Annotated in this window: 18 protein-coding genes and 1 pseudogene; 6 read left to right on the top strand and 13 right to left on the bottom strand. The window is 49.3% G+C overall.

The window, feature by feature from the left end:
- Nucleotides 1–293 precede the first annotated feature (293 nt).
- The 6 genes and pseudogenes from AC3I0A_RS16060 to AC3I0A_RS16085 all read left to right on the top strand — a co-directional run.
- Nucleotides 294–1,034, top strand: a complete 741-nt coding sequence (locus tag AC3I0A_RS16060) for a winged helix-turn-helix domain-containing protein (RefSeq protein WP_489373022.1) — start codon at nt 294–296, stop codon at nt 1,032–1,034.
- Between the two features lie 31 nt (nt 1,035–1,065).
- The gene (locus AC3I0A_RS16065; protein WP_489373024.1) at nt 1,066–1,803 is read left to right on the top strand and encodes an EAL domain-containing protein; all 738 of its coding nucleotides are present in this window, start codon (nt 1,066–1,068) and stop codon (nt 1,801–1,803) included.
- 34 nt (nt 1,804–1,837) lie between these two features.
- Nucleotides 1,838–2,527 carry a winged helix-turn-helix domain-containing protein gene (locus tag AC3I0A_RS16070; protein ID WP_489373025.1) on the top strand — a complete coding sequence of 230 codons (690 nt, stop codon included), beginning with the start codon at nt 1,838–1,840 and terminating at the stop codon, nt 2,525–2,527.
- 361 nt (nt 2,528–2,888) lie between these two features.
- Nucleotides 2,889–4,283, top strand: a complete 1,395-nt coding sequence (locus AC3I0A_RS16075) for an undecaprenyl-phosphate glucose phosphotransferase (RefSeq protein ID WP_489373027.1) — start codon at nt 2,889–2,891, stop codon at nt 4,281–4,283.
- Between the two features lie 127 nt (nt 4,284–4,410).
- Nucleotides 4,411–4,914 carry a transcription/translation regulatory transformer protein RfaH gene (gene rfaH / locus AC3I0A_RS16080; RefSeq protein WP_489373029.1) on the top strand — a complete coding sequence of 168 codons (504 nt, stop codon included), beginning with the start codon at nt 4,411–4,413 and terminating at the stop codon, nt 4,912–4,914.
- Between the two features lie 271 nt (nt 4,915–5,185).
- A pseudogene (locus tag AC3I0A_RS16085) lies at nt 5,186–5,347 on the top strand (IS66 family transposase zinc-finger binding domain-containing protein); the annotation flags it as partial.
- A gap of 528 nt (nt 5,348–5,875) precedes the next feature.
- On the opposite strand, the gene AC3I0A_RS16090 reads toward AC3I0A_RS16085, so the two are convergent.
- From AC3I0A_RS16090 to AC3I0A_RS16150, 13 genes are all read right to left on the bottom strand, one after another.
- Nucleotides 5,876–7,966: a YjbH domain-containing protein gene (locus AC3I0A_RS16090; RefSeq protein WP_489373031.1), complete on the bottom strand. Its 2,091-nt coding sequence runs from the start codon at nt 7,964–7,966 to the stop codon at nt 5,876–5,878.
- On the bottom strand, nt 7,963–8,730 hold the full coding sequence (locus tag AC3I0A_RS16095) for a capsule biosynthesis GfcC family protein (protein WP_489373033.1): 768 nt from the start codon (nt 8,728–8,730) through the stop codon (nt 7,963–7,965). The genes AC3I0A_RS16090 and AC3I0A_RS16095 overlap by 4 nt, the downstream gene beginning before the upstream one ends.
- Nucleotides 8,727–9,386 (bottom strand): YjbF family lipoprotein, encoded by a 660-nt coding sequence (locus AC3I0A_RS16100; protein WP_489373035.1) that lies wholly within the window; start codon nt 9,384–9,386, stop codon nt 8,727–8,729. Before AC3I0A_RS16100 ends, AC3I0A_RS16095 begins: the two co-directional genes overlap by 4 nt.
- Before the next feature lie 15 nt (nt 9,387–9,401).
- On the bottom strand, nt 9,402–10,517 hold the full coding sequence (locus AC3I0A_RS16105; protein ID WP_489373037.1) for a polysaccharide biosynthesis/export family protein: 1,116 nt from the start codon (nt 10,515–10,517) through the stop codon (nt 9,402–9,404).
- An 89-nt stretch (nt 10,518–10,606) separates the two neighbouring features.
- Nucleotides 10,607–10,867 (bottom strand): hypothetical protein, encoded by a 261-nt coding sequence (locus AC3I0A_RS16110; RefSeq protein ID WP_489373038.1) that lies wholly within the window; start codon nt 10,865–10,867, stop codon nt 10,607–10,609.
- Nucleotides 10,868–11,215: 348 nt separating this feature from the next.
- Complete coding sequence (rfbD, locus tag AC3I0A_RS16115; RefSeq protein WP_489373040.1) at nt 11,216–12,097, bottom strand: dTDP-4-dehydrorhamnose reductase; 882 nt, start codon at nt 12,095–12,097, stop codon at nt 11,216–11,218.
- Between the two features lie 2 nt (nt 12,098–12,099).
- Entirely contained in the window at nt 12,100–12,639 is a 540-nt protein-coding gene (gene rfbC / locus AC3I0A_RS16120) for a dTDP-4-dehydrorhamnose 3,5-epimerase (protein WP_489373042.1), read from the bottom strand.
- The gene (rfbA, locus tag AC3I0A_RS16125; protein ID WP_489373043.1) at nt 12,636–13,514 is read right to left on the bottom strand and encodes a glucose-1-phosphate thymidylyltransferase RfbA; all 879 of its coding nucleotides are present in this window, start codon (nt 13,512–13,514) and stop codon (nt 12,636–12,638) included. Before rfbA ends, rfbC begins: the two co-directional genes overlap by 4 nt.
- 50 nt (nt 13,515–13,564) lie before the next feature.
- The gene (rfbB, locus tag AC3I0A_RS16130; RefSeq protein WP_489373045.1) at nt 13,565–14,632 is read right to left on the bottom strand and encodes a dTDP-glucose 4,6-dehydratase; all 1,068 of its coding nucleotides are present in this window, start codon (nt 14,630–14,632) and stop codon (nt 13,565–13,567) included.
- On the bottom strand, nt 14,633–15,751 hold the full coding sequence (locus AC3I0A_RS16135) for a DUF1972 domain-containing protein (protein ID WP_489373046.1): 1,119 nt from the start codon (nt 15,749–15,751) through the stop codon (nt 14,633–14,635). It lies immediately after the preceding gene.
- Between the two features lie 7 nt (nt 15,752–15,758).
- On the bottom strand, nt 15,759–16,967 hold the full coding sequence (locus tag AC3I0A_RS16140; protein ID WP_489373047.1) for a glycosyltransferase family 4 protein: 1,209 nt from the start codon (nt 16,965–16,967) through the stop codon (nt 15,759–15,761).
- Nucleotides 16,964–18,064, bottom strand: coding sequence for a glycoside hydrolase family 5 protein (locus AC3I0A_RS16145; RefSeq protein ID WP_489373049.1), 1,101 nt, complete (start codon nt 18,062–18,064; stop codon nt 16,964–16,966). The genes AC3I0A_RS16140 and AC3I0A_RS16145 overlap by 4 nt, the downstream gene beginning before the upstream one ends.
- Complete coding sequence (locus AC3I0A_RS16150; protein ID WP_489373050.1) at nt 18,045–19,367, bottom strand: hypothetical protein; 1,323 nt, start codon at nt 19,365–19,367, stop codon at nt 18,045–18,047. Before AC3I0A_RS16150 ends, AC3I0A_RS16145 begins: the two co-directional genes overlap by 20 nt.
- Nucleotides 19,368–19,398: the final 31 nt, after the last annotated feature.

Consider the following 19,398-nt stretch of genomic DNA (forward strand, 5'->3'; position numbering starts at 1 on the left):
ACAATCCATCAAAGATCACACAGCGGGAACTTTACTGGCACACACGGAGTCTATTCCCGGGAACGCAGCGCTGGGGCCGAAAGATAGCATAATGCCATGATCTCCAACCCAAGGCGGCCACCAGCAATAGTTCGAACCTGGAAAGACAAGACCGAACCATGGCAGATTCACAATCTATGTTAAAAACATCGTGATAATCGCCGAAGAAATGCGTCAAAATGTTAGCAATAGTCAGTCACAGACAAGAAGCGTTACATTAACATTCGAATGCCAGTACCCATCCGAGTCAAAGCATGATGCTTAAAGGGAAAGGAAGGACCACAACACACGGCCAGACCATGGAGGAGACGGGGGTTCTCACCATTGGACGAACCCTTGCTTTAGCTGAGGATTTCAGGCAGTTGGTAGCAAGCCATCTACGCAATGATATACTTATTGATACGATGTGCTACAGCCACTTCCCCAAAAAAAACAAACATTCAAGTTCGTATCGAGCGATCTTTGTCGTTATTGACAGCCCCCTTGCTTTCCTTGAAAGCCTCGCCGCTGTGGAAAATATTCGCGCCGAAAATTCGACGTCAATAATCTCCGTAATCATTACCGGCAAAGGCACTTACAACAAGATTAAATACTATCTTGCCGGGGCCGATCATTGTATTAAATTCACCAGTGTTCCTGACGAGAATATTGATGTGCTTTCCGTTTTTTTTTGCAGTCCAGAATGGCAAAGAGAAATAAACTTAGTGCTGGACCCCGCTCGTATGTGCCTTCACAGCACTGATCAAAAACTGGAAATATCGTTTGCGGAAATGAAAGTTCTGGAGGCGTTAACGCAAACAAAAAATCACATCTTGAGCCATGACGAAGTTGCCAGAGTCATGGGCCTGAATATAACCTTTTATGATCCGAGAGCCTTGGAAAAATCAATTAGTCGCCTTCGTGTAAAAATAAAAAATATGTATGGCGCCAACGCCATTCAAAGTATCCGCGGGCATGGATATCGTTTAAGTAGAGGTCTGATTTCGTCAACCTGATCCACTTTCATATACAGGGAGTTATTGCGTCATGAATGCCACTGGATGCACCTCACACGTTAATGGTGCAGATCATTATCTGTCTCGGCAATTGATCCTTAGGCGAGATGACTGCCCGTTCGGCAGCGAGATAAGAATAAACCACGAAGGCAGACAGGCTCTTCCCCCTCATGCATCCTGCACACTACCGGCGCATCAGATGAGCGGCCTATACAATGAAGTACTGGCCTTCTCGCTAAAAGATTGCAACACCTCCAACGGGAAAGAATACTTCAGTCGAAAATTCGTTTGCGTAGCACTGTCAGATCTCATCGACACTGCACTCGTAGACGAGTTGATACAGTCCGGTGACGCCCTGCGCGATGTCGGCCAGACCCTGGTTATCGCCTTGAATGAGCTGCCTCTCTCGGCGGCCAGTTTTCAAGACAAAAAGAAAATCCTCCACACTATGTATCTGCTGAAAGATCACGGTATAGAGATCGCTTTCGACCATTACAACCTTCACGATGAAAGTGTCGAAATCTTTACAACCCTGAATCTATTCGACTATATAAAGATTCCCGTTTCAGCCTTAGACTCCAGCCTCAAATCCAATGGCAACGCGGAGTTATTCAATCGACTCTATGACCGCATGGTTACACTGATCCACAACACCAAGGTATCCTTTATAGCCGACAACGTAGAGCATACTGCCAGCCATATACTGGCACGAACCTTGCCTTTTGATTACTTTCAAGGGAGCTATTACTCCCCTGCCGACAACCTTTGAATTATTAACCTGGCGTGCCCCTCAGGAGAGCGAAATGGAAAATGGAATGACCTTCACTCGAAAATACTTTGTCGTTGTCACTCATAGCCCGGCATCACAACTTGAGCTCGAGACAATACTGTCCAGTGAACGATATAACTCGTTCGGTACATCGCAGGCAAAAATGTTTGTCGAAGGTATTGAATCACCCTTCCCCACCCAAAAATTGGCCGACGTTTTCTTCCAGCACGTGAGCAGAGAGACCTCTCCCGCTAACAAGCATGACACAGAGCATATGTTTTCAGCCCTGGAGGCTGAGTGGCTAACCTCCCAGCCATCCACCCAAACGAATAGCATCGCCTCGGCTATAGAGGAAACCCGGGATGACACCGATGAACCCATAGCGGCCAAAGCGCACTCGATATGCGCTGAAACCTGGCGGCTGAGCAATGGCGGCAACACCTTGGTGAAAAACGATGTTGAAGTTGTCTTGACGAGTTTAGAGGCAGCCCTCGTAAGAAAAATGTTGCACCATGAAGAACGCGTGGTCAGTAAAGATGATCTTATTCGGAGTATCGGCAGAGAGCCTGAACACTATCAGGGTCTCGAAATGTGCCTGAGCCGGTTACAGGAAAAGTTTAAACACGCCACCAACGGCGAACGTCTTTTCCGAGCTGTCAGGAACCGTGGCTACTGCCTCATCCAAAAAACAACACACGGAAAAAAGCCTGCCCTGAGCACGTAGAATAACGATCGTGGCGGTACTACTACAAAAATAAAAAACGTACCCTGATTAAATTATAAATCTGCCTTCCTCCCTCCCCGTTCAAATAAGCGCTACTACAATATCAACTGCACCGCCCTCCATCATCGACCATTTCTAACGCCGGCCGCTCCAACATTAGATGCCACCGTGATATCACGCTCGTTATAAGTCGTCAGACAGTGCATCTCTCAATAAATTAATCTATTCACTGGCGATAGCGCCGACAGCGGCGCTGCTATTGATATCGCCGTGCCATCCAAAAAATAATAATAACTCTGGCTTCAACAACCTGGCTCTTGTCTGTCGACACGTGAATGGACTCATTTTGGGGATATATAGCATGGTTAACAGTCTTCGTATCAATCGAGATACCAGCCTCAAAGGACTTACCTTCTGGGGACAATGGGCACTTGCACTGGGCTTTGTTGTCGCCCTGTTGTTTCTACTGGTTTATTCCAAGACAGGAACGGTAGAGTTTTATTATCGCGTGTGCGCGATAGTGACTATTCTCGCCTCCGTCCCGGCCTATTCATGGTGTGACGTTTATGCAAAAAAAGATGGCTACCTGACGGGATTGGGACGCCTGCTCATGGGTTGGTTGCTGACACTGGCAGCGTTGGCATTTGTGGGCTTTATCACCAAGTCCGGTGAGTTATTTTCTCGTGAAATCATCCTGGTGTGGGCTGTCACCAGCTACATCGGACAGGCACTCTTATATGTGCCCCTGCAGGGCTTTTCCAAATACTATCAACGGTCACTTCAAAGCGAGCATAAAACGCTGATTGTCGGTACTGGCGAGCTGGCATTGGAATTGGCTAAAAAACTCCGCACCCTTGAACACTTCCCCTTGGTCGGCCTGGTCAGTACTGACGCCACTCCCTTGCTGGAAATGGGCGCGCCTCGTGTCGTGGGTCCGCAGGAAGAACTGCTGGAGCTGATCAAGACCCATGACATTCGACGTTTGTACATCACGCTGCCCCTGAGTGAAGCGGCACAAATCGAAGCCATGTACATTAATTTGCTCGATGCCAACGTAGACGTTGTCTGGGTTCCGGACTTGAACAGCCTGACGCTGCTGAATCACTCGGTGAGAGTCGTGGATGGCTTGCCGGCGATCTATTTGAATGAAAGCCCGTTGACCAGCCAACCCACTGCCGCCCTGAGTAAAAGCCTGCTCGATAAAAGTGTGGCGCTGATGGCCATTGTTGCTCTAAGCCCGCTGTTATTGATCATTGCACTTTCCGTCAAACTCACCTCCCCGGGGCCGATATTCTTCAAACAGGACCGTCATGGCTGGAATGGCAAGGTGATCAAGGTCTGGAAATTTCGCTCGATGCGCGTGCACGACGATCATGAGGTCAAGCAGGCCAGCCGCAATGACTCACGGATCACCTCGGTCGGGCGCTTTATCCGTCGCACCTCAATCGATGAGCTGCCGCAGCTGTTCAATGTCATCCAAGGCCATATGGCCCTTGTCGGGCCACGTCCTCATGCCGTTGCACACAATGATTACTACTCCGGGAAAATTCTCGCCTACATGGCTCGCCACCGAATCAAACCAGGTATTACCGGGCTGGCTCAGATCAACGGTTGCCGCGGCGAAACCGACACCATCGACAAAATGCAAAAGCGTGTCGAGATCGACCTTAAATACATCAATAACTGGTCGTTGTGGCTTGATGTGAAAATCCTGGTGAAGACGCCCTTCACCCTGCTTTCAAAAGACATTTATTGACGCGAAGACTGTAGGAGCGAGCCTGCTCGCGATGGACGTTAACGATAACGCGTGTTTTCTGAATAAACGCGTCGCCCTTGAGTCCATCGCGAGCAAGCTCGCTCCTACCCAAGTAAGGAAGACTCGGATGATCGCGAGTGAGCAATGTGCCGTGCCAGCCTGGTACCTGATTCACTGCAAAGCCAAGCAGGATGAACGCGCCGAGGACAACCTGATGCGTCAGGGGTATGAATGCTTTCGCCCCACCTATCGGCGCGAGCGTCTTACACGGGGCAGACGACAAACGCTCTGTGAGTCGCTGTTTCCTGGTTATCTGTTTATCCAACTCAGCCTGCACGACAACTGGGCGCCCCTGCGTTCGACGCGTGGCGTGTTGAGGACCGTGAGTTTCGGCGGCCAGCCAGTAGCAATCGCAGATGAAATTATTGGTCACCTGAAACTGCGTGAGCGTGAACCGTGCGTGCAAACGCTGACACAGGGTGACCCGGTGCGTATCAATCAAGGGACTTTTGCGCAGCTGGAAGCGCTGTTTATGGCGATGGATGGCGATGAACGGGTTGTACTGCTGATGAATTTTCTGCAACAAGAGCAGCACGTCAACCTGCCGTTATCGAGTATCACCAAGCTTTAGGAACAGTGGGGCGCTGTACGGAAAGCCGCCGAGCGCAGGCGATCTGTGGCGAGGGAGTGGCCGCCGCGTCCTCGACGCTGCGCTGTCGCGCAGGGAGCTAGGGCGGCGCTCACGAGATAGCAGGTTTTAGTAAATGATTTTTTATACTTAAAAATCAATAAGTTGTAATTTGTTCCATGAGAGCTTGCTCTCTCGCCACAATTGATCGTAAGCGTTCAGCCAACGCACGTTGCGTGACTAAGCGGGCGCCCACCTATGCGGCAGCAACTGCATTGGCGAGGAAATCAGCGAGCAGCTCGAGATCGTGCCGATGCAAGTCCGTGTGATCAAACATGTGCGCAAGGTCTACGCCTGCCGTGGCGGTGAAACTGCGCTGATCACCGCCGACAAGCCGGCGCATCTGATCGAAAAGAGTATGACCAGCCCCAGCGTCGCACAGCACGAGCGCTGGCACCTCCACCCGCACTGCGCGCACCTCTTTTTATCCTGACGGCCAAGCGCCGGCTTTGTAATAACCATGATCTATGAAAGGTTATTATTTGACGCATTTCTAACAGCGGCAGATTGCTATGATCCCCGGCAAACCCCACTGCTAGAGGCTCTGAAGTGAAATTAACACCTGCCGAAAACACCAAGTCTCGGGGATGGGGATGGGCTTATAAAAAAATCAGGGGGTATGGATGCTCTCGAAGGACAGCCATCCACAGAGCAACCCTGTATGTACTTCGAGGCGACTCGGGAGTGTTCTCCAGCAAGCGGAGTTTTCAAAGTTTCCGGCTACGACGTTAGGTAATAACAAGCCAGCCCACTCCCCCGAGATGGAAATTTCCACTCATGGCGAGCGGGCTTGCTCGCGATGGCGGTGGGTCAGTCAACATTGATGCTGAATGTTATTCCGTCATCGCGAGCAAGCCCGCACTAGATCTGCTGCGTTTTACAGACCGCCCCAGATCGCCCGCCCTCACTCCGTAATCTTCTCAAAGTTGCGATAGAACAAGTCACTGTCACGGCTATCGGTCATCGTGTGCAGTGAGTAGGCACGATTGAGCCGTGCACCACCATCCCGGGTCAAAGGCGCCCAGACGACATTGGCACGACGCATCGTCGACAGGCTCATCAACTCGTCGAAGGGGATGGAGATGTAGATTCCCTTGTCGAAACTGCCTTCGCCATATTCGGCTTTCGTGGCGGTGGTCAGCGTGACCCAGCCACCAAATCGCACACCGTTGCTGAACTTACGCGACAGGTCGATCGTGGTGCCCCAGTCGCGCGCCAGGTAACGTCCGACGCTGACAGCCGCCAGCGCTTCGTAAGGCAAGTCGGTGTAGCCCGTGATGTGGCCAGTGACGGCCGAGTAGTCACGCAGACCAAACCCTTGGTCAAAGTCGCGCTGACGAACGTAGTTCAGATCGGCGCCTACAGACCAGCGCTGGCCCATTGGACGATAGAGCACCTCACCGCCGACGCCGGCAAACATCGACTCCAGATACCCCCCGTAGACCATGCCATACAGGTCTTTATCCAACTGTTTGGCGTGGTTGAGCTGGAACGTCGGCATAGTGACGTCGGAGGTCGTCAAGTACTTGCGCAAATCCGTGCGCACCCGAGGCAATCCACTCGGTGCGTCGTAGGTGAAGTTGTCGTAGTTGTTCAACAAATTGACACTCAACAGGCCACTCCACCAGGTATTGCGCGTAAAGCGGTATTCAGCGTCCGCATCGGCGCTGAACTGGTAGAGCAAGCCATCAGGACCGCCGATGTTCTGCTTGTAGCCCAGCCCCAAACCATAAGTGAAAGGATCCCGCGCCGCGGTATAGAGCGTGGTCTCGGTGTGCGGGAGCGCCGCAGTGACCTCGGTGGCACGATGCAGGTCTTTGAGCCCCTCTTCGTTGCCGACCACCTCGCGAAATGTTTCGCGGGGCACACTGGTTTCTTCCAGCGGCATGTCGTATCGCTTGTTCACCAAGGTGAACCAGTCGATATCGTCATTGACACTGTTGTCCAGAATCCGGCTGGCTCGACCGACAGCTTTCGCCGGATAGAAGTAACGCGATTGTTCGCCGTAGACCATCAACTCGGAGCCCCGCTGGGTAATGCGCTCCACTTTGTAGCCAGCATTGTCCTGCAGGCGCCGGGACACATTGGCCCAATTGACCTGATCCGGGGAGGTGGCGGGTGCTTGGGCCGGGAGCGCTTCCGCTGGTGGGTCATAGGTCTTGGTCGGCGCCTTGCGGCTGACAAAGTTGGTGTGCAGCGTGATCCCGAACATCGCGGTATTACCGCGCTCCCAACCGGCGCTGAGGTCAATCGAGTCTGTCAGCTTGTAAACCGCACCGATGTTGATGGGCGAGTCTTGCTTGATCACGTTATCGAGCGGCTCGTTTTTATAGTCGTTGCCTTCGTACTCGACTTTCAGGCTAAGCGGCGCCCAAGGTGTTTGATAAGCCACGCCGCCGAACAAGGATGGGGATCCCCTGAAATAGGCATTGGTATTCACATCGCCGGCTCTGGCAACCGCAGCGGTGCTCTCGGGCCTGTCCTTGAACTTGTCTCCAAACACGGCCAGCGGGTTACTGAAGTCGCCGCGATTGCCAATGTAGCCCCACGCGATGCCGAGACTGAAATCAAAATCGCCGGCGCGCTTGTTCGCCACGAAGTACTCGCTGGAGAACAGCCCGGTGCCGCCAATATCCCGGAAGCCCAACGCCACTTCGGGCAGCCAATGACTTTCTTTCCAGAGCCGGGCTTTGGCGTCGATAGCCTTGTCTTTGAAGCTCTGGTCGCCACTGAATGACTCGGGACCGTACTTGCGGTTAGTAATGGCGGTGTATCGGAAGGAGCCTTCAAGCCATTCAAAGGGCTGTAGCGATAGGCTGTAGCGGCTGTAGGGACTGGTTCGACTGGCGTTGACACTCAGTTCACCGGCAGGCGCCATACGCGCGGTAGGTGTTTGTAACAAGCCCACACCACCGAAATCATTCTGGGTATAACGCGTCTCTCCATGAACCAAACCACAAGGCAATAACAGGACGGCTGCAAAACGTAACTTCAAGGGACCACCTCAGCCACCGGTTGCGTGGCGAGAAACTCGGCCAACTGCTGATTTAGTTCGGGCGTGGGCGGATCAAGATCATCGTTCTTGATCGGCACCAGGATTTTGCTACCTGGGGCGGGGGGGAATCCCGCCTCCCGATTCCACAAGGCGATGCCAACCCGTTGGGTCTGGCCATCGGGCTGGATGATCCAGAGGTAGTCAGCCTCGGCGTCGGACGAAGCCTGACAGGATTGCAGATAGTCCCGGGCTTCTTGCATCGCGCGATAAGGCAAATGGCAAGGCGCCGTGACCGCACCTAGCACCACCACGGTATCGGGAAGAAGCGGATAGACAAGACGGTCGCCGTCATCAATACGGTAGTTGCGAGCAAACCCGACCTCTACGGCAACCGGATCAAGTATTGCAACCTGACGACCTGTCACCGGCAACCGGCTGACCTCTTCATATAGATGTTCCGCCAAGGCCGCCCGGGCAGGTTTTTCATACAGCAACGCGCCGCGCTGAAGTACTTTCAGATCGAACAACACCCCGGCTTTTAGCCGAAGCTGTTTTTCGAGCAAAGGCCGGCGCAACCATGCGGCGCCCAACCAGTAACTTTCGGCGTTCGGTTGCGCAGCGCGAATGACGTCCAGCAAACGCGCTCCCGGCTGAATATCGAACTGGCCAGGACTACGAACATCACCGCTGACCGTAACGGCGGCATGGCTTACGCCCGAACAGGCTAATAGCAAGCCCGTAAACGCTAGATTCAGACGCTTCAATTAATAGCTCCCTGCTCAGAACGTAACTGAATGACCTTCAGGGAAAGTTGAGGCGTCAGGTGCTGCTCGCTCTGCATGACGAAGCCATCGCGAGGTCTGATCCAATAATGATTGACTGCATGGAAATCTATTTCGGGAGCGTCAATGCGTTCATCGACACGGAGCAAGGCGTAAGTCTTGTCCAGAACCTTGATGTCCTCGATGCCTTGTCGGGTAAACCGGCTGTTAACGGCAATCCCGACACGGTAACCGTCATAGAGATCGATCCAGCGGGTACTGCTATAACCGTCGGGCAACAGATGCAGGCCACGCTTGAACGGAGACTCTCCCTCCCAGCGAGTACCATCGAGGTTGATACCAAGGCCGACGCTGCGCACGATCAAACCGTCGCGCATCAACAACACCTGCTTGCCGGAAGCGACCCAGAACTGCAGGTCGCCACGCTGGCGAATCTTCGCCATCACCCCTTCGCTGCTGGGGGTGGTGACTTTTATCTGTGGAAAGGGAACAGCGTCCAGTTGAGCCTGAGTCAACTCCAAAGAGTCTGGCCCCGCAATGGACGCTTCAAGAGTATTCAAGGAGGCCTTCATCAGCGGGTTACACCCGCACAACAGGAAAGCCGCCACCAGGTAGGTGCCACTACGCAAAATGTTCACGGGTAAACTGTGCCCTTATCTGCTGCTGGCTTCGCTCATATCATTTCTTGCAGCTGCGCCTATGCCAACGAGGGATGCAGACGGAACCAACTGGCTGATAAAGCGATTCCAGCGGGTAACATTCGCAGGCCCGACATAGACCACGTCCTGCGCTTGCACATCGAACCGTGTTGCCAATGCCATGGCAGAAGGCGAGCTGGCTTCCAGCTGGAAGATCTTCGCCGGCTCTTTATCCAGGTTTTCTACACCCCGGATCACGTAAACGGCATTGCCATTTGAGGTGGTCTGGTTCAAGCCACCCACCGAACCGAGCACATCGGACAGGTTCATGGTTTTGGTTTTGAAGCTCAATGCCCGGGGCTGGATAACTTCGCCCATGACGTAGATCCGCTTGCGATCGTTGTAAGCCAGATACAACTGATCGCCACCTTTGAGGTAGACATTGGGTAACTCGGATTTGTTCTGGCGGTTGAGCGCGTCCAGATCCAGTTTATATTCGTGACCATCACGAGTAAGGGTCAGGCCCGAAAGATCGGCATTCAGAGGATCGACGCCAGCAGCACCAATAGCCTCCACCACACTCAGTGGCGTTGTAGTGATTGGCTGTTGCCCTGCTCTGATGACTGCACCAGAAACAACGATTTTTTGGCTGGCGAATCGCAATACACTGACATCGACTTGTGGACTTTCGATAAACTGCGATAAACGACTGGAGATATGGGCACGCAGCTCCTCAATTGTTTTGCCTGCGGCAGCGACATTGCCAACATAGGGATAAAAAAGATTACCGTCCGGGCGAACAAGACGCCCGTTTGCATCGATTTGCTGCTGGGGCCCGGAAGGCGCTGTCAACTCTGGATGGTCCCAAACGGTGATAAATAACAAATCATTGGCACCAATCCGATAACTTTCCGGCGAGTAGTGCAACAGTTCTGCCGGAATGGCCTCACCTGACTGAGTTGTCGCATCCATCGCAATCAATTTAGGCGTGATAGGGATCAGTTCAACACGGCTGCTCTCCGGCGTTCCATCACGAACGATGTGACTGGTGTCCATATGCTGACCGGGAGCGAACATACAGCCTTGCAAAGTAATACTTGCCAGTATGGCAACAGATAAATTACGAATCATATTGGCACTACGCTAGTTGAGAGCAAATCCAAAAAAACAAGGTCACCCAGGTAGCCCTGCGTGACCTTGTCCAAAACACTGCAGCTATGTCAATTACTGGTACCGGTAGTACCTGTAGTACCGGTGGTGCCGGTTGTGCCGGTAGTGCCGCCATTAGAACTCCCGCCACTGTTGGAGGCGGCTACCACACCCGCAATCACCGCAGCGCCGACCAACAAGCCTGTACCTACAGTGACTGAACCGACCACCGGGGTACTCAGGGTGAGCGGTTCCTCCACCGCGACCGATTCCGCCGCCATCGCTGAGGTACTTGAAATAGCCAACAACGTAATAGCCAATAGTTTTTTCATATCAGACTCCTTCTCGATATACAGGATTTGATACTAAGTACCAGGAAGCGAAAGAATGAACAGACACCGACAAATGAAAAGCGACAAATGACCGTATCCGCTCCCCCTTTACCTTCTGTAGATCATGTCACTCACAGATCATCTATGCCAGTGATTGACCGTGCCCGGCCAATCGCGCGAACCATAGCCAATAGCTACAGCGTTTTCTAACATCCATAGATTCTCTAATAAACTCAGCCTGTTCAGAGGCTTTTTCAGTACGCAACACTGGATGCGGACAGCTTGATTTCTGCGAAGAATGTTAATAATGGTCAGTTTTACATTTGCGTTTTTCAGGCATCAAACACTTCAACATTTCACTAACTGCTGAAGAACTGGCTGGAGCTCTTGTACCCAATTTCTCGGTAGCAATCCATGTGCGTCCGCCAGTTTCTGGCAGTCCAGTACGGACCACTTAGGCCGCTTGGCCGGGGTTGGGTACTCTGCGGTGGTGATTGCGTTTAAATTCGGGCTCTTTTCCAACAGACCAAGGCTGACAGCCTGGGTGAATATCTCGTTGGCAAAGTCATACCAGGTGCAAGCAGGGAAGCCACTGTAGTGATACACCCCCCACTCAAGGCGCCCCTCTCGCTGAAAAATCGAAGCCAACGCCCACAGCGTATCGGCAATGCTACCCGCGGAGGTCGGACCACCGTGCTGATCGGCGACGACGGACAGTGTGTCCCGATCCTGTCCAAGACGAAGCATGGTCTTGACGAAATTGTTGCCGTTCGCACCAAACACCCAGCTTGTCCGCAGAACCAGATGGCGTGAGCAGTGCTCCAGCAGCTGCTTCTCTCCCGACAACTTGCTCAACCCGTATACACCCGTAGGGGCGGTAACGTCATCGGCCGTGTACGGCTTGTCGCCATCACCGCTAAACACATAGTCCGTGGAAATATGCAGCAGCGGGATGCCCATCTTTTCCGCGGCAGTCGCCAGATTCGCCACGCCGTCTGCGTTGACTGCATAGGCGCGCTCCTGGTCGGTTTCGGCCTTATCCACCGCCGTATACGCAGCAGCGTTAATCACCAATTCCGGCTTAAGTGTTTCAAATACGGCCTGGACCTGATCGTCATCACTGACATCCAGATTTTGCGACCCATAGCCAAACACAGAAAAACCAGCGGGTGCTCGCTTGAGCAGTTCGTATCCGACCTGGCCCTGAGCCCCCGTGACAAGAACACGCATATTCATTCCCCGCCCAATAGAGCTCGCAAGCTCGGGTGACGCAGATCCTTCTCCGACAGTTTGGGGGCTTCCACCGGCCACGGAATGTTTACCTCAGGGTCATTCCAGATAAGACCACCCTCTTCCTCCGGTAGATACAAGTCGGTGCATTTGTATTGAAAGTCTGCACTATCACTCAACACACAGAACCCATGGGCATAACCCGGCGGAATCCATAGTTGAAGATGGTTGTCCGCAGTGAGTTCAACGCCTACAAACTCTCCACAGGTCGCAGAGTCAGGGTTGATATCAACCGCCACATCGTAGACCGCACCCTGTGTCACGCGTACCAATTTACCCTGGGGCCGATTACGCTGGAAATGCAAACCACGCAGCACGCCATACTGAGACCGCGAATGATTGTCCTGCACGAACGGCAGCTCGATTCCGGCGTCACGATAGCGCTGCTCCTGGTAGCACTCCAGGAAGAACCCGCGCTCATCGCCAAACACCTTAGGCTCAATGATCAGAACGCCAGGCAAATGGGTCTGGATGACATTCATTTTGAAGGCCTCGTTGCCAACAGACCAGCGAGGTACTGGCCATAGCCCGTTTTGTGAAGAATGGTTGCTTGTTTATCCAGCTCTGCAGCGCTTAACCAGCCCTGGTTGTAGGCAATCTCTTCCAGGCACGCCACCTTCAAACCCTGACGCGCTTCAATAGTCTGAACAAAATGTCCGGCTTCCATCAATGAGTCATGGGTGCCGGTGTCGAGCCAAGCGAAGCCCCGACCCAAGACACTGACGTGCAGGTCACCACGTCGCAGATAAGCATTGTTCACATCGGTAATTTCAAGCTCGCCCCGTGGCGAAGGCTTAACGTTTTTGGCGATCTGCACCACGTCGTTATCATAGAAATACAGCCCGGTAACGGCATAGTTGGACTTCGGACGCTTGGGCTTTTCTTCGATAGAAACAGCCTTTCCATGGCCATCAAACTCCACCACACCAAAGCGCTCTGGATCAGCGACATGGTAGCCAAACACGGTAGCACCCGTTTGACGTTTAGCAGCTTCCAACAGGCTGGCGCTGAAACCATAGCCGTAGAAAATATTATCGCCCAGAACCAAAGCGACATTGCTGTCACCGATAAAATCTTCCCCAATAATAAACGCTTGGGCTAAACCATCCGGCGAAGGTTGCTCGGCGTAACTGAGTTCGATACCAAAAGAAGATCCGTCACCTAATAGTTTCTGGAAATTAGGCAAATCTTCAGGGGTTGAAATAATCAATACCTCACGGATACCGGCAAGCATCAATACCGACAACGGATAGTAAATCATTGGCTTGTCGTAAACAGGTAGTAATTGCTTGGATACGCCACGGGTGATGGGATGCAAGCGGGTGCCGGAGCCACCTGCCAAAATGATGCCTTTCATAGAGAGCGTCCTTTAGTCGTTAATCAGAAAATAAAGCAGTTTTACACCTATCAGAGGTCGCCAATACGCCCTAGTTGGTATTGACCATTGAGCACACGCTCCCACCATTGAGTGTTATTCAGATACCACTCAACTGTTTTTCGCATCCCACTCTCAAATGTTTCTTGCGGCACCCATCCGAGTTCACGCTGAACCTTGCTTGCATCAATCGCATAACGAAGATCGTGACCCGGTCGATCCTTAACAAAGGTGATGAGTTCACGATACAAACTCACACCCTGCGGCTTGATCGGCGCGAGTTCTTCAAGTAAGTCACAGAGCGTTTCTACTACATCAAGATTACGCTTTTCGTTATGACCGCCAATATTATAGGTTTCCCCCACAACGCCCCGAGTAAGCACCTCATACAAAGCGCGCGCATGGTCTTCAACAAACAACCAGTCACGGATCTGCGATCCATCGCCATACACCGGCAATGGCTTTCCATGAAGGGCATTCAGAATCATGTGAGGGATTAATTTTTCAGGGAAATGAAAGGGCCCATAGTTATTGGAGCAATTGGTGACCAATACGGGCAACCCATACGTTCGGTACCAGGCACGCACCAAATGATCGGAACTGGCCTTGGACGAAGAATAAGGTGAGCTTGGCGCATAAGGTGTCGTTTCCGTGAAGAAATCATCAGTACCTTCAAGGTCTCCATAGACCTCATCGGTAGAGATATGATGGAAGCGAAAACTTAGCTTCGCCTCACCTGAGAGCTCATTCCAATACCGTCTGGCTGCCTCCAGTAGCGTATAAGTGCCCACAATATTGGTTTGTATAAAGTCAGCAGGGCTATCTATAGAACGATCGACATGAGACTCAGCAGCCAAATGCATGACCGAATCAGGACGAAACTCTTTAAAGGCTTTATCCAACGCAACAGCGTCACAAATATCTATTTGAAAAAAATGATATCGGGACGACTCTACAACATCAGACAAGGATTCCAGGTTACCCGCATACGTTAGCTTATCGAGGTTGGCAACCTCACACTGGGTATTTTTGATTAGGTGACGAACAACGGCAGACCCGATAAATCCTGCGCCACCCGTTAGAAGAATTCGTTTAGTCATTTATTTAAGCCTCGCGGGATACCAAGTTGTAAGCAGCTTTTCATACTGAGAAAGAATTTTCTCCCACGTAAAACTTTCTTGAAAACGACGTATACTTTCCGCCTTCATCAAGAGTACTCTGGACTTATAATCCTCATTGAGAGCGGCATCAAATAGTGAAGCGCAATCAAACTGATCCCTAAAATAAATAGCCGCATCACCCGCAACCCAACTATTGAAATGGTTGTCATGGGCAATCACGGCACAACCTGCGCCTAAAGCCTCAACGAGTGATGGGTTCGTCCCTCCCACGCGGTGGCCATGAATATAAAATCTGCTATAAAACCGTAATGCCTGTACGACTGCTTTATCGTATATGGCCCCCGGAAAGATGACTTCATCACTAGCAGCATCCATTACTTTCTTGTGATACGGTACTTTATCAGGAGTAAAGTTCCCCAACACGACAAGCTTATGATTACGAACCTTGCTGCTGAACGCTTCAACAATTTCAAAAAAAGAGTTCTCAGGTTCGGGACGAGCAATGACAACTGAGAACCCGCTTTCTTTTAAATTATACCGGTCCAAACAAGTTACATCAGCACCCAACACTTCGTCACCACCATAAGGGATCATAGTCACTTTCGACTCTGACACCCGGGTCGCTAAATGTGACTTTATGAGTGGATGATCTGCCACCAAATGATTTCCGACCCAACATCCTGCCCGCTCATTCAGCCAAAACCATGCCTTAGCGACACTCCCCCATTTATCTCGTTTCCACTCAATACCATCCATATTGATGACATTGACTTGACCTTTAATTCTTTGAAGCACGTTGAACAAGGCTGTATTATAACCAAGGGTTAGAAACAAGCCTTTCTTGCCCAGCGCATTTGTAGTTGCTTTCCAGTCAAATATCACAGTACCGCCAGCACCTGCTCGAGATACCGGGATGTGTATTCTGTTGATGCCATTCCATTGACTTGTTGAAATATCACCATTACCAGCCTCCTGACAATACACGGTGACATTCCAGCCGTTTTTTGTCAGGTACAGCGAAAGTTTTTCCGCGAACGTCTCAAACCCACCGTGTTGAGCAGGGATACCACGTATACCCAAAATCGATATTTCTTTCATAACTTACTCATTTAACCTTTAATTTTTTATACAGATCGATCAATTTTTCGTAATGCAGTTCTCTATTGAATTTTCTCTCAAGATTAACCCTACCCTGCCGGCCCATTTCCACCGCAATATCTCTATTATCAGCGAGATATCTAATTGCAGTTGTTAACTCATCAATACTGCCAGGCTTTACAAGTAGCGCATCTTGACCGTGCTCTACTACTTCCGGCATGCCGCCTATATTTGAAGCGATAACAGGCTTCCCATAAGCAAATGACTCGGTAAGCGTAAGACCGAAAGTCTCATACCATATAGACGGTGCTATGGTTGCTATTGCCGAACGCATTATCAGACCAAGTTCAGCCTTAGATTTAAACCCCACAAATTTGATGTTCATCAGATTGTTTTTTGCGCAATATTCTTTCAGCATTGGAAGTTCGCCACCATCGCCAACAACTAAAAGAGTTAAATCATGAAGCATCTCAAACGACTTAACTAATTCCCAAACCCCTTTCAATCGCTCTATTCGCCCAAAGTAAACAAAATACTCACCCTGAACATAGGATGGGGAAAAATCAGATGCGTCAGTAAAGTTATGTATCGTCGTAACTTTATTCTCGGGAACACCCATCGAAATAACCTTATCCCTAAGAAAGTCACTCACAGAGATAAAGTGGTCAAACTTTGATATCGCCCCCAAATATAAACTTACATATGATTCCACTGTCGACACAGCGGAGCGCACCAATGAGTTTTGATTGCATTTTTTCAAAGTGGCGTTGTAATATTTAAATCCGGAGCAACTTTCACATACACTACCATTAGATGTTAAGGTATACACTGGGCAGACTGCTTTGTACTCATGCAACGTTTGAACTAGTGGTATACCTCTAGCTTTCACTTCGGATAAAATAGATGACGTCAGCTTTCCGTAATATATATGACAATGAAAAATATCAGGCTTGAAATTTTCTAGGAGTCGAGAAACTGACTTCCTTGACTCGCCACTGTATATATACCGAAAAACATCTTTTAATCGCGGCTTTTTAAGATCAGCGCAATCATCTGGAAAAAAATTTGCCCATTCCGTTTTTAAGTTCTTCTCATTGGCCGCTGCAAATGGAATAGCCATATGACCTTTACTATTTAGCAGATCAATTTCATCAATAAGTACTCTATCCGACCCCCCGGTCACATGATAGTTTTGACCAGCCAGTATAACTTTCATCTTTTATTATCCGACTCAATATTTTTCGAGAACATATGCTTTAGCAAATTGAGCCTTGTCTGAGGCGGGGCGCTCCCCGACTCCAACACTTCAGCATGCCTTTCGTTATTGTTAAATTCCGGATTCCAAAAGCCGGACCCCTTAAAGTCGTGATAAGTCCAGCCCCACTTTTGATCTTCCATAATTTCAAGGACATCGATTAAATACTGATACCCATTACTTGGTGCAAGATTGCTCACGCTAAATTCTCCAATAAAAATATCAGCATTATATTTTTTTTGAAACTCAGCAATTGGAGCTAGAGCACTCTTAAGGGTCTCTTTATCCCAATATATACCGTTGATATATCCTGGATATTGCTTTCCGACCTTAGAGCCCGACATCACGCCTTGATGGGTATACTGTAACGGGACATAAACATGAGGGCTATACACAATATTGGGAGAATCTATAAGCTCAAGATCCAACATTGATTCTGCCCTTGTATTTGTTTGTCTACCCTTAACAAACTTGACCGCAGGCTCAATTATAATGACTCTATTTTCGTCGTACTTCCTTATCTCAGTTACTATTTTTTTTGCTAAAACATTCCAATCCCCAACCTGCCCTTTTTCGTAACCAGGGGGCATAGATGGCTCATTTAGAATATCATAGGCTAAAAGAGTTTTATTATGCGCCTTATACTTGTTTGCTAGATACCCCCACAGCTCAATCAAGATATTTTGATAATACTGTGACGTCCATAATTCATCATCTGGGGATGTGGTGAATTTATTTTTGAGTCCTGGCACTGTATGCACATCAACTATTACCTTTATATTGTACAACTCGCAGTCTGCAAGAATACGATCAAGCTGTTCAATAGCGTGGTTGTTAATTCTATACGGATACCTTGCCTCAACTAATGGAATTATATCAAAGCTAAGTCGAATTACATTAACTCCTAACTTAGACGCTTCCTCTAAGTCAGATGCCTTAATATCAGGATGCACATTAAATCCTCGCACCCCAACATCCCAAGTACCGGCCAACGCGAACGAGCTAAATAACCCTAGAAAAATAGCTACTGATGCCAATTTAAACATATGACGCAACATTAATATTGTCTTTCGGTGAAAAGTTGACATATTTTTTGCTCATATTGTGGCCACTTAGAAGCCCGCTATAGAGTGCAAACGTAAAGCAAGTAAAACCAAACAGAAATATATGTCCCGTAAGCAATCCGTTAGCGACAAACATTAAAACCACTATTTTCTTTAACTCACAGGACTTCTGAATTGCTGGCGCGGGTTTTTCGCCAAAAATCTTCCACATAATTAACGTAAATAGTAGCAACCCAATTAATCCATACGACATAAATAGATCGACAATATCATTCTCCGAGAAAGAAAACTCCGTGCCGCGCTTAGCACCATAAAGTACTCCGTACTCAGAAAGATTTACGCCAATGGCGATGTCAATAAAACTGTAAACTTGACACACAATATCCCAAGCAATTACCACCAATGTGTCTCGCTCACTTATTAACGCACTAAATACATTCAAGTAGCTAAGTTTTACAGCTAACTTTTCCGCTCCAAAGCTATATTTCGATAGCAGCAAAATAATAAAATCTGTAACTGATGACACTATGACCTGCTGAAGCTCAAGCGTGGAAAACAACAAAAACATAAATACCAATACAAGCATGTAAAATAGACGCGTTACTTTTTTTGACCCCAAGTACATTCTGATAACAAAAAACAATGACAGCAATGGCACAAATGACTTATTACCCATAATTACAAATGTCACCAGTGTCGCTACTAAAACTAGTACTTTTATTCTAAAACTTCTCATCACCGAGAAAATCACAACAAAAGATATTAGGTATACAAATGTTATTTCATTCACAGATGGAAAATAAAACTTATTCCCCGCCGAAAACTCTTCGTAGGTGTATAGACCTATACCCCCTAGTTTGGCGAGGACAATTAAAGCTGTAACCACCCCCCATGTGTACAGAGCCGACATCATTAAGAGTTTTTCTTTGTGAGTCTCTTGAATATCTTTTGCTAGCAAGTAGGTAGCGACACCTAAAACAAGAGATCTTAAAAGCGCATAAAAGTCATATGCAAAACTTCCTGTCATTGCAGACTTGCCTATGGTTAGAATTAAAAAAATAACCAATAGGGCAAGACAGCTTACATCGAGCAGGCTTAATGAACGATTTTTTTTGTTTATTAAGGGCACGAACAGCATGATGATAATGGCAGAAATTATATTTGTCAGGGCCTTTGAAGTATCACCCTTAAATATAAACCCCTGCAAACATTCAACTAATGGATATGCCAACACTGACATAAAAATCAGCATATAAGGCAATTGTTGATTGATAGCTCTACTATTGAGCTTAGTCATACTGTATATCTCGCCCAAAATTCGTCCAGGT

This window comes from Pseudomonas sp. KH_024_B2 (genome assembly GCF_057839965.1).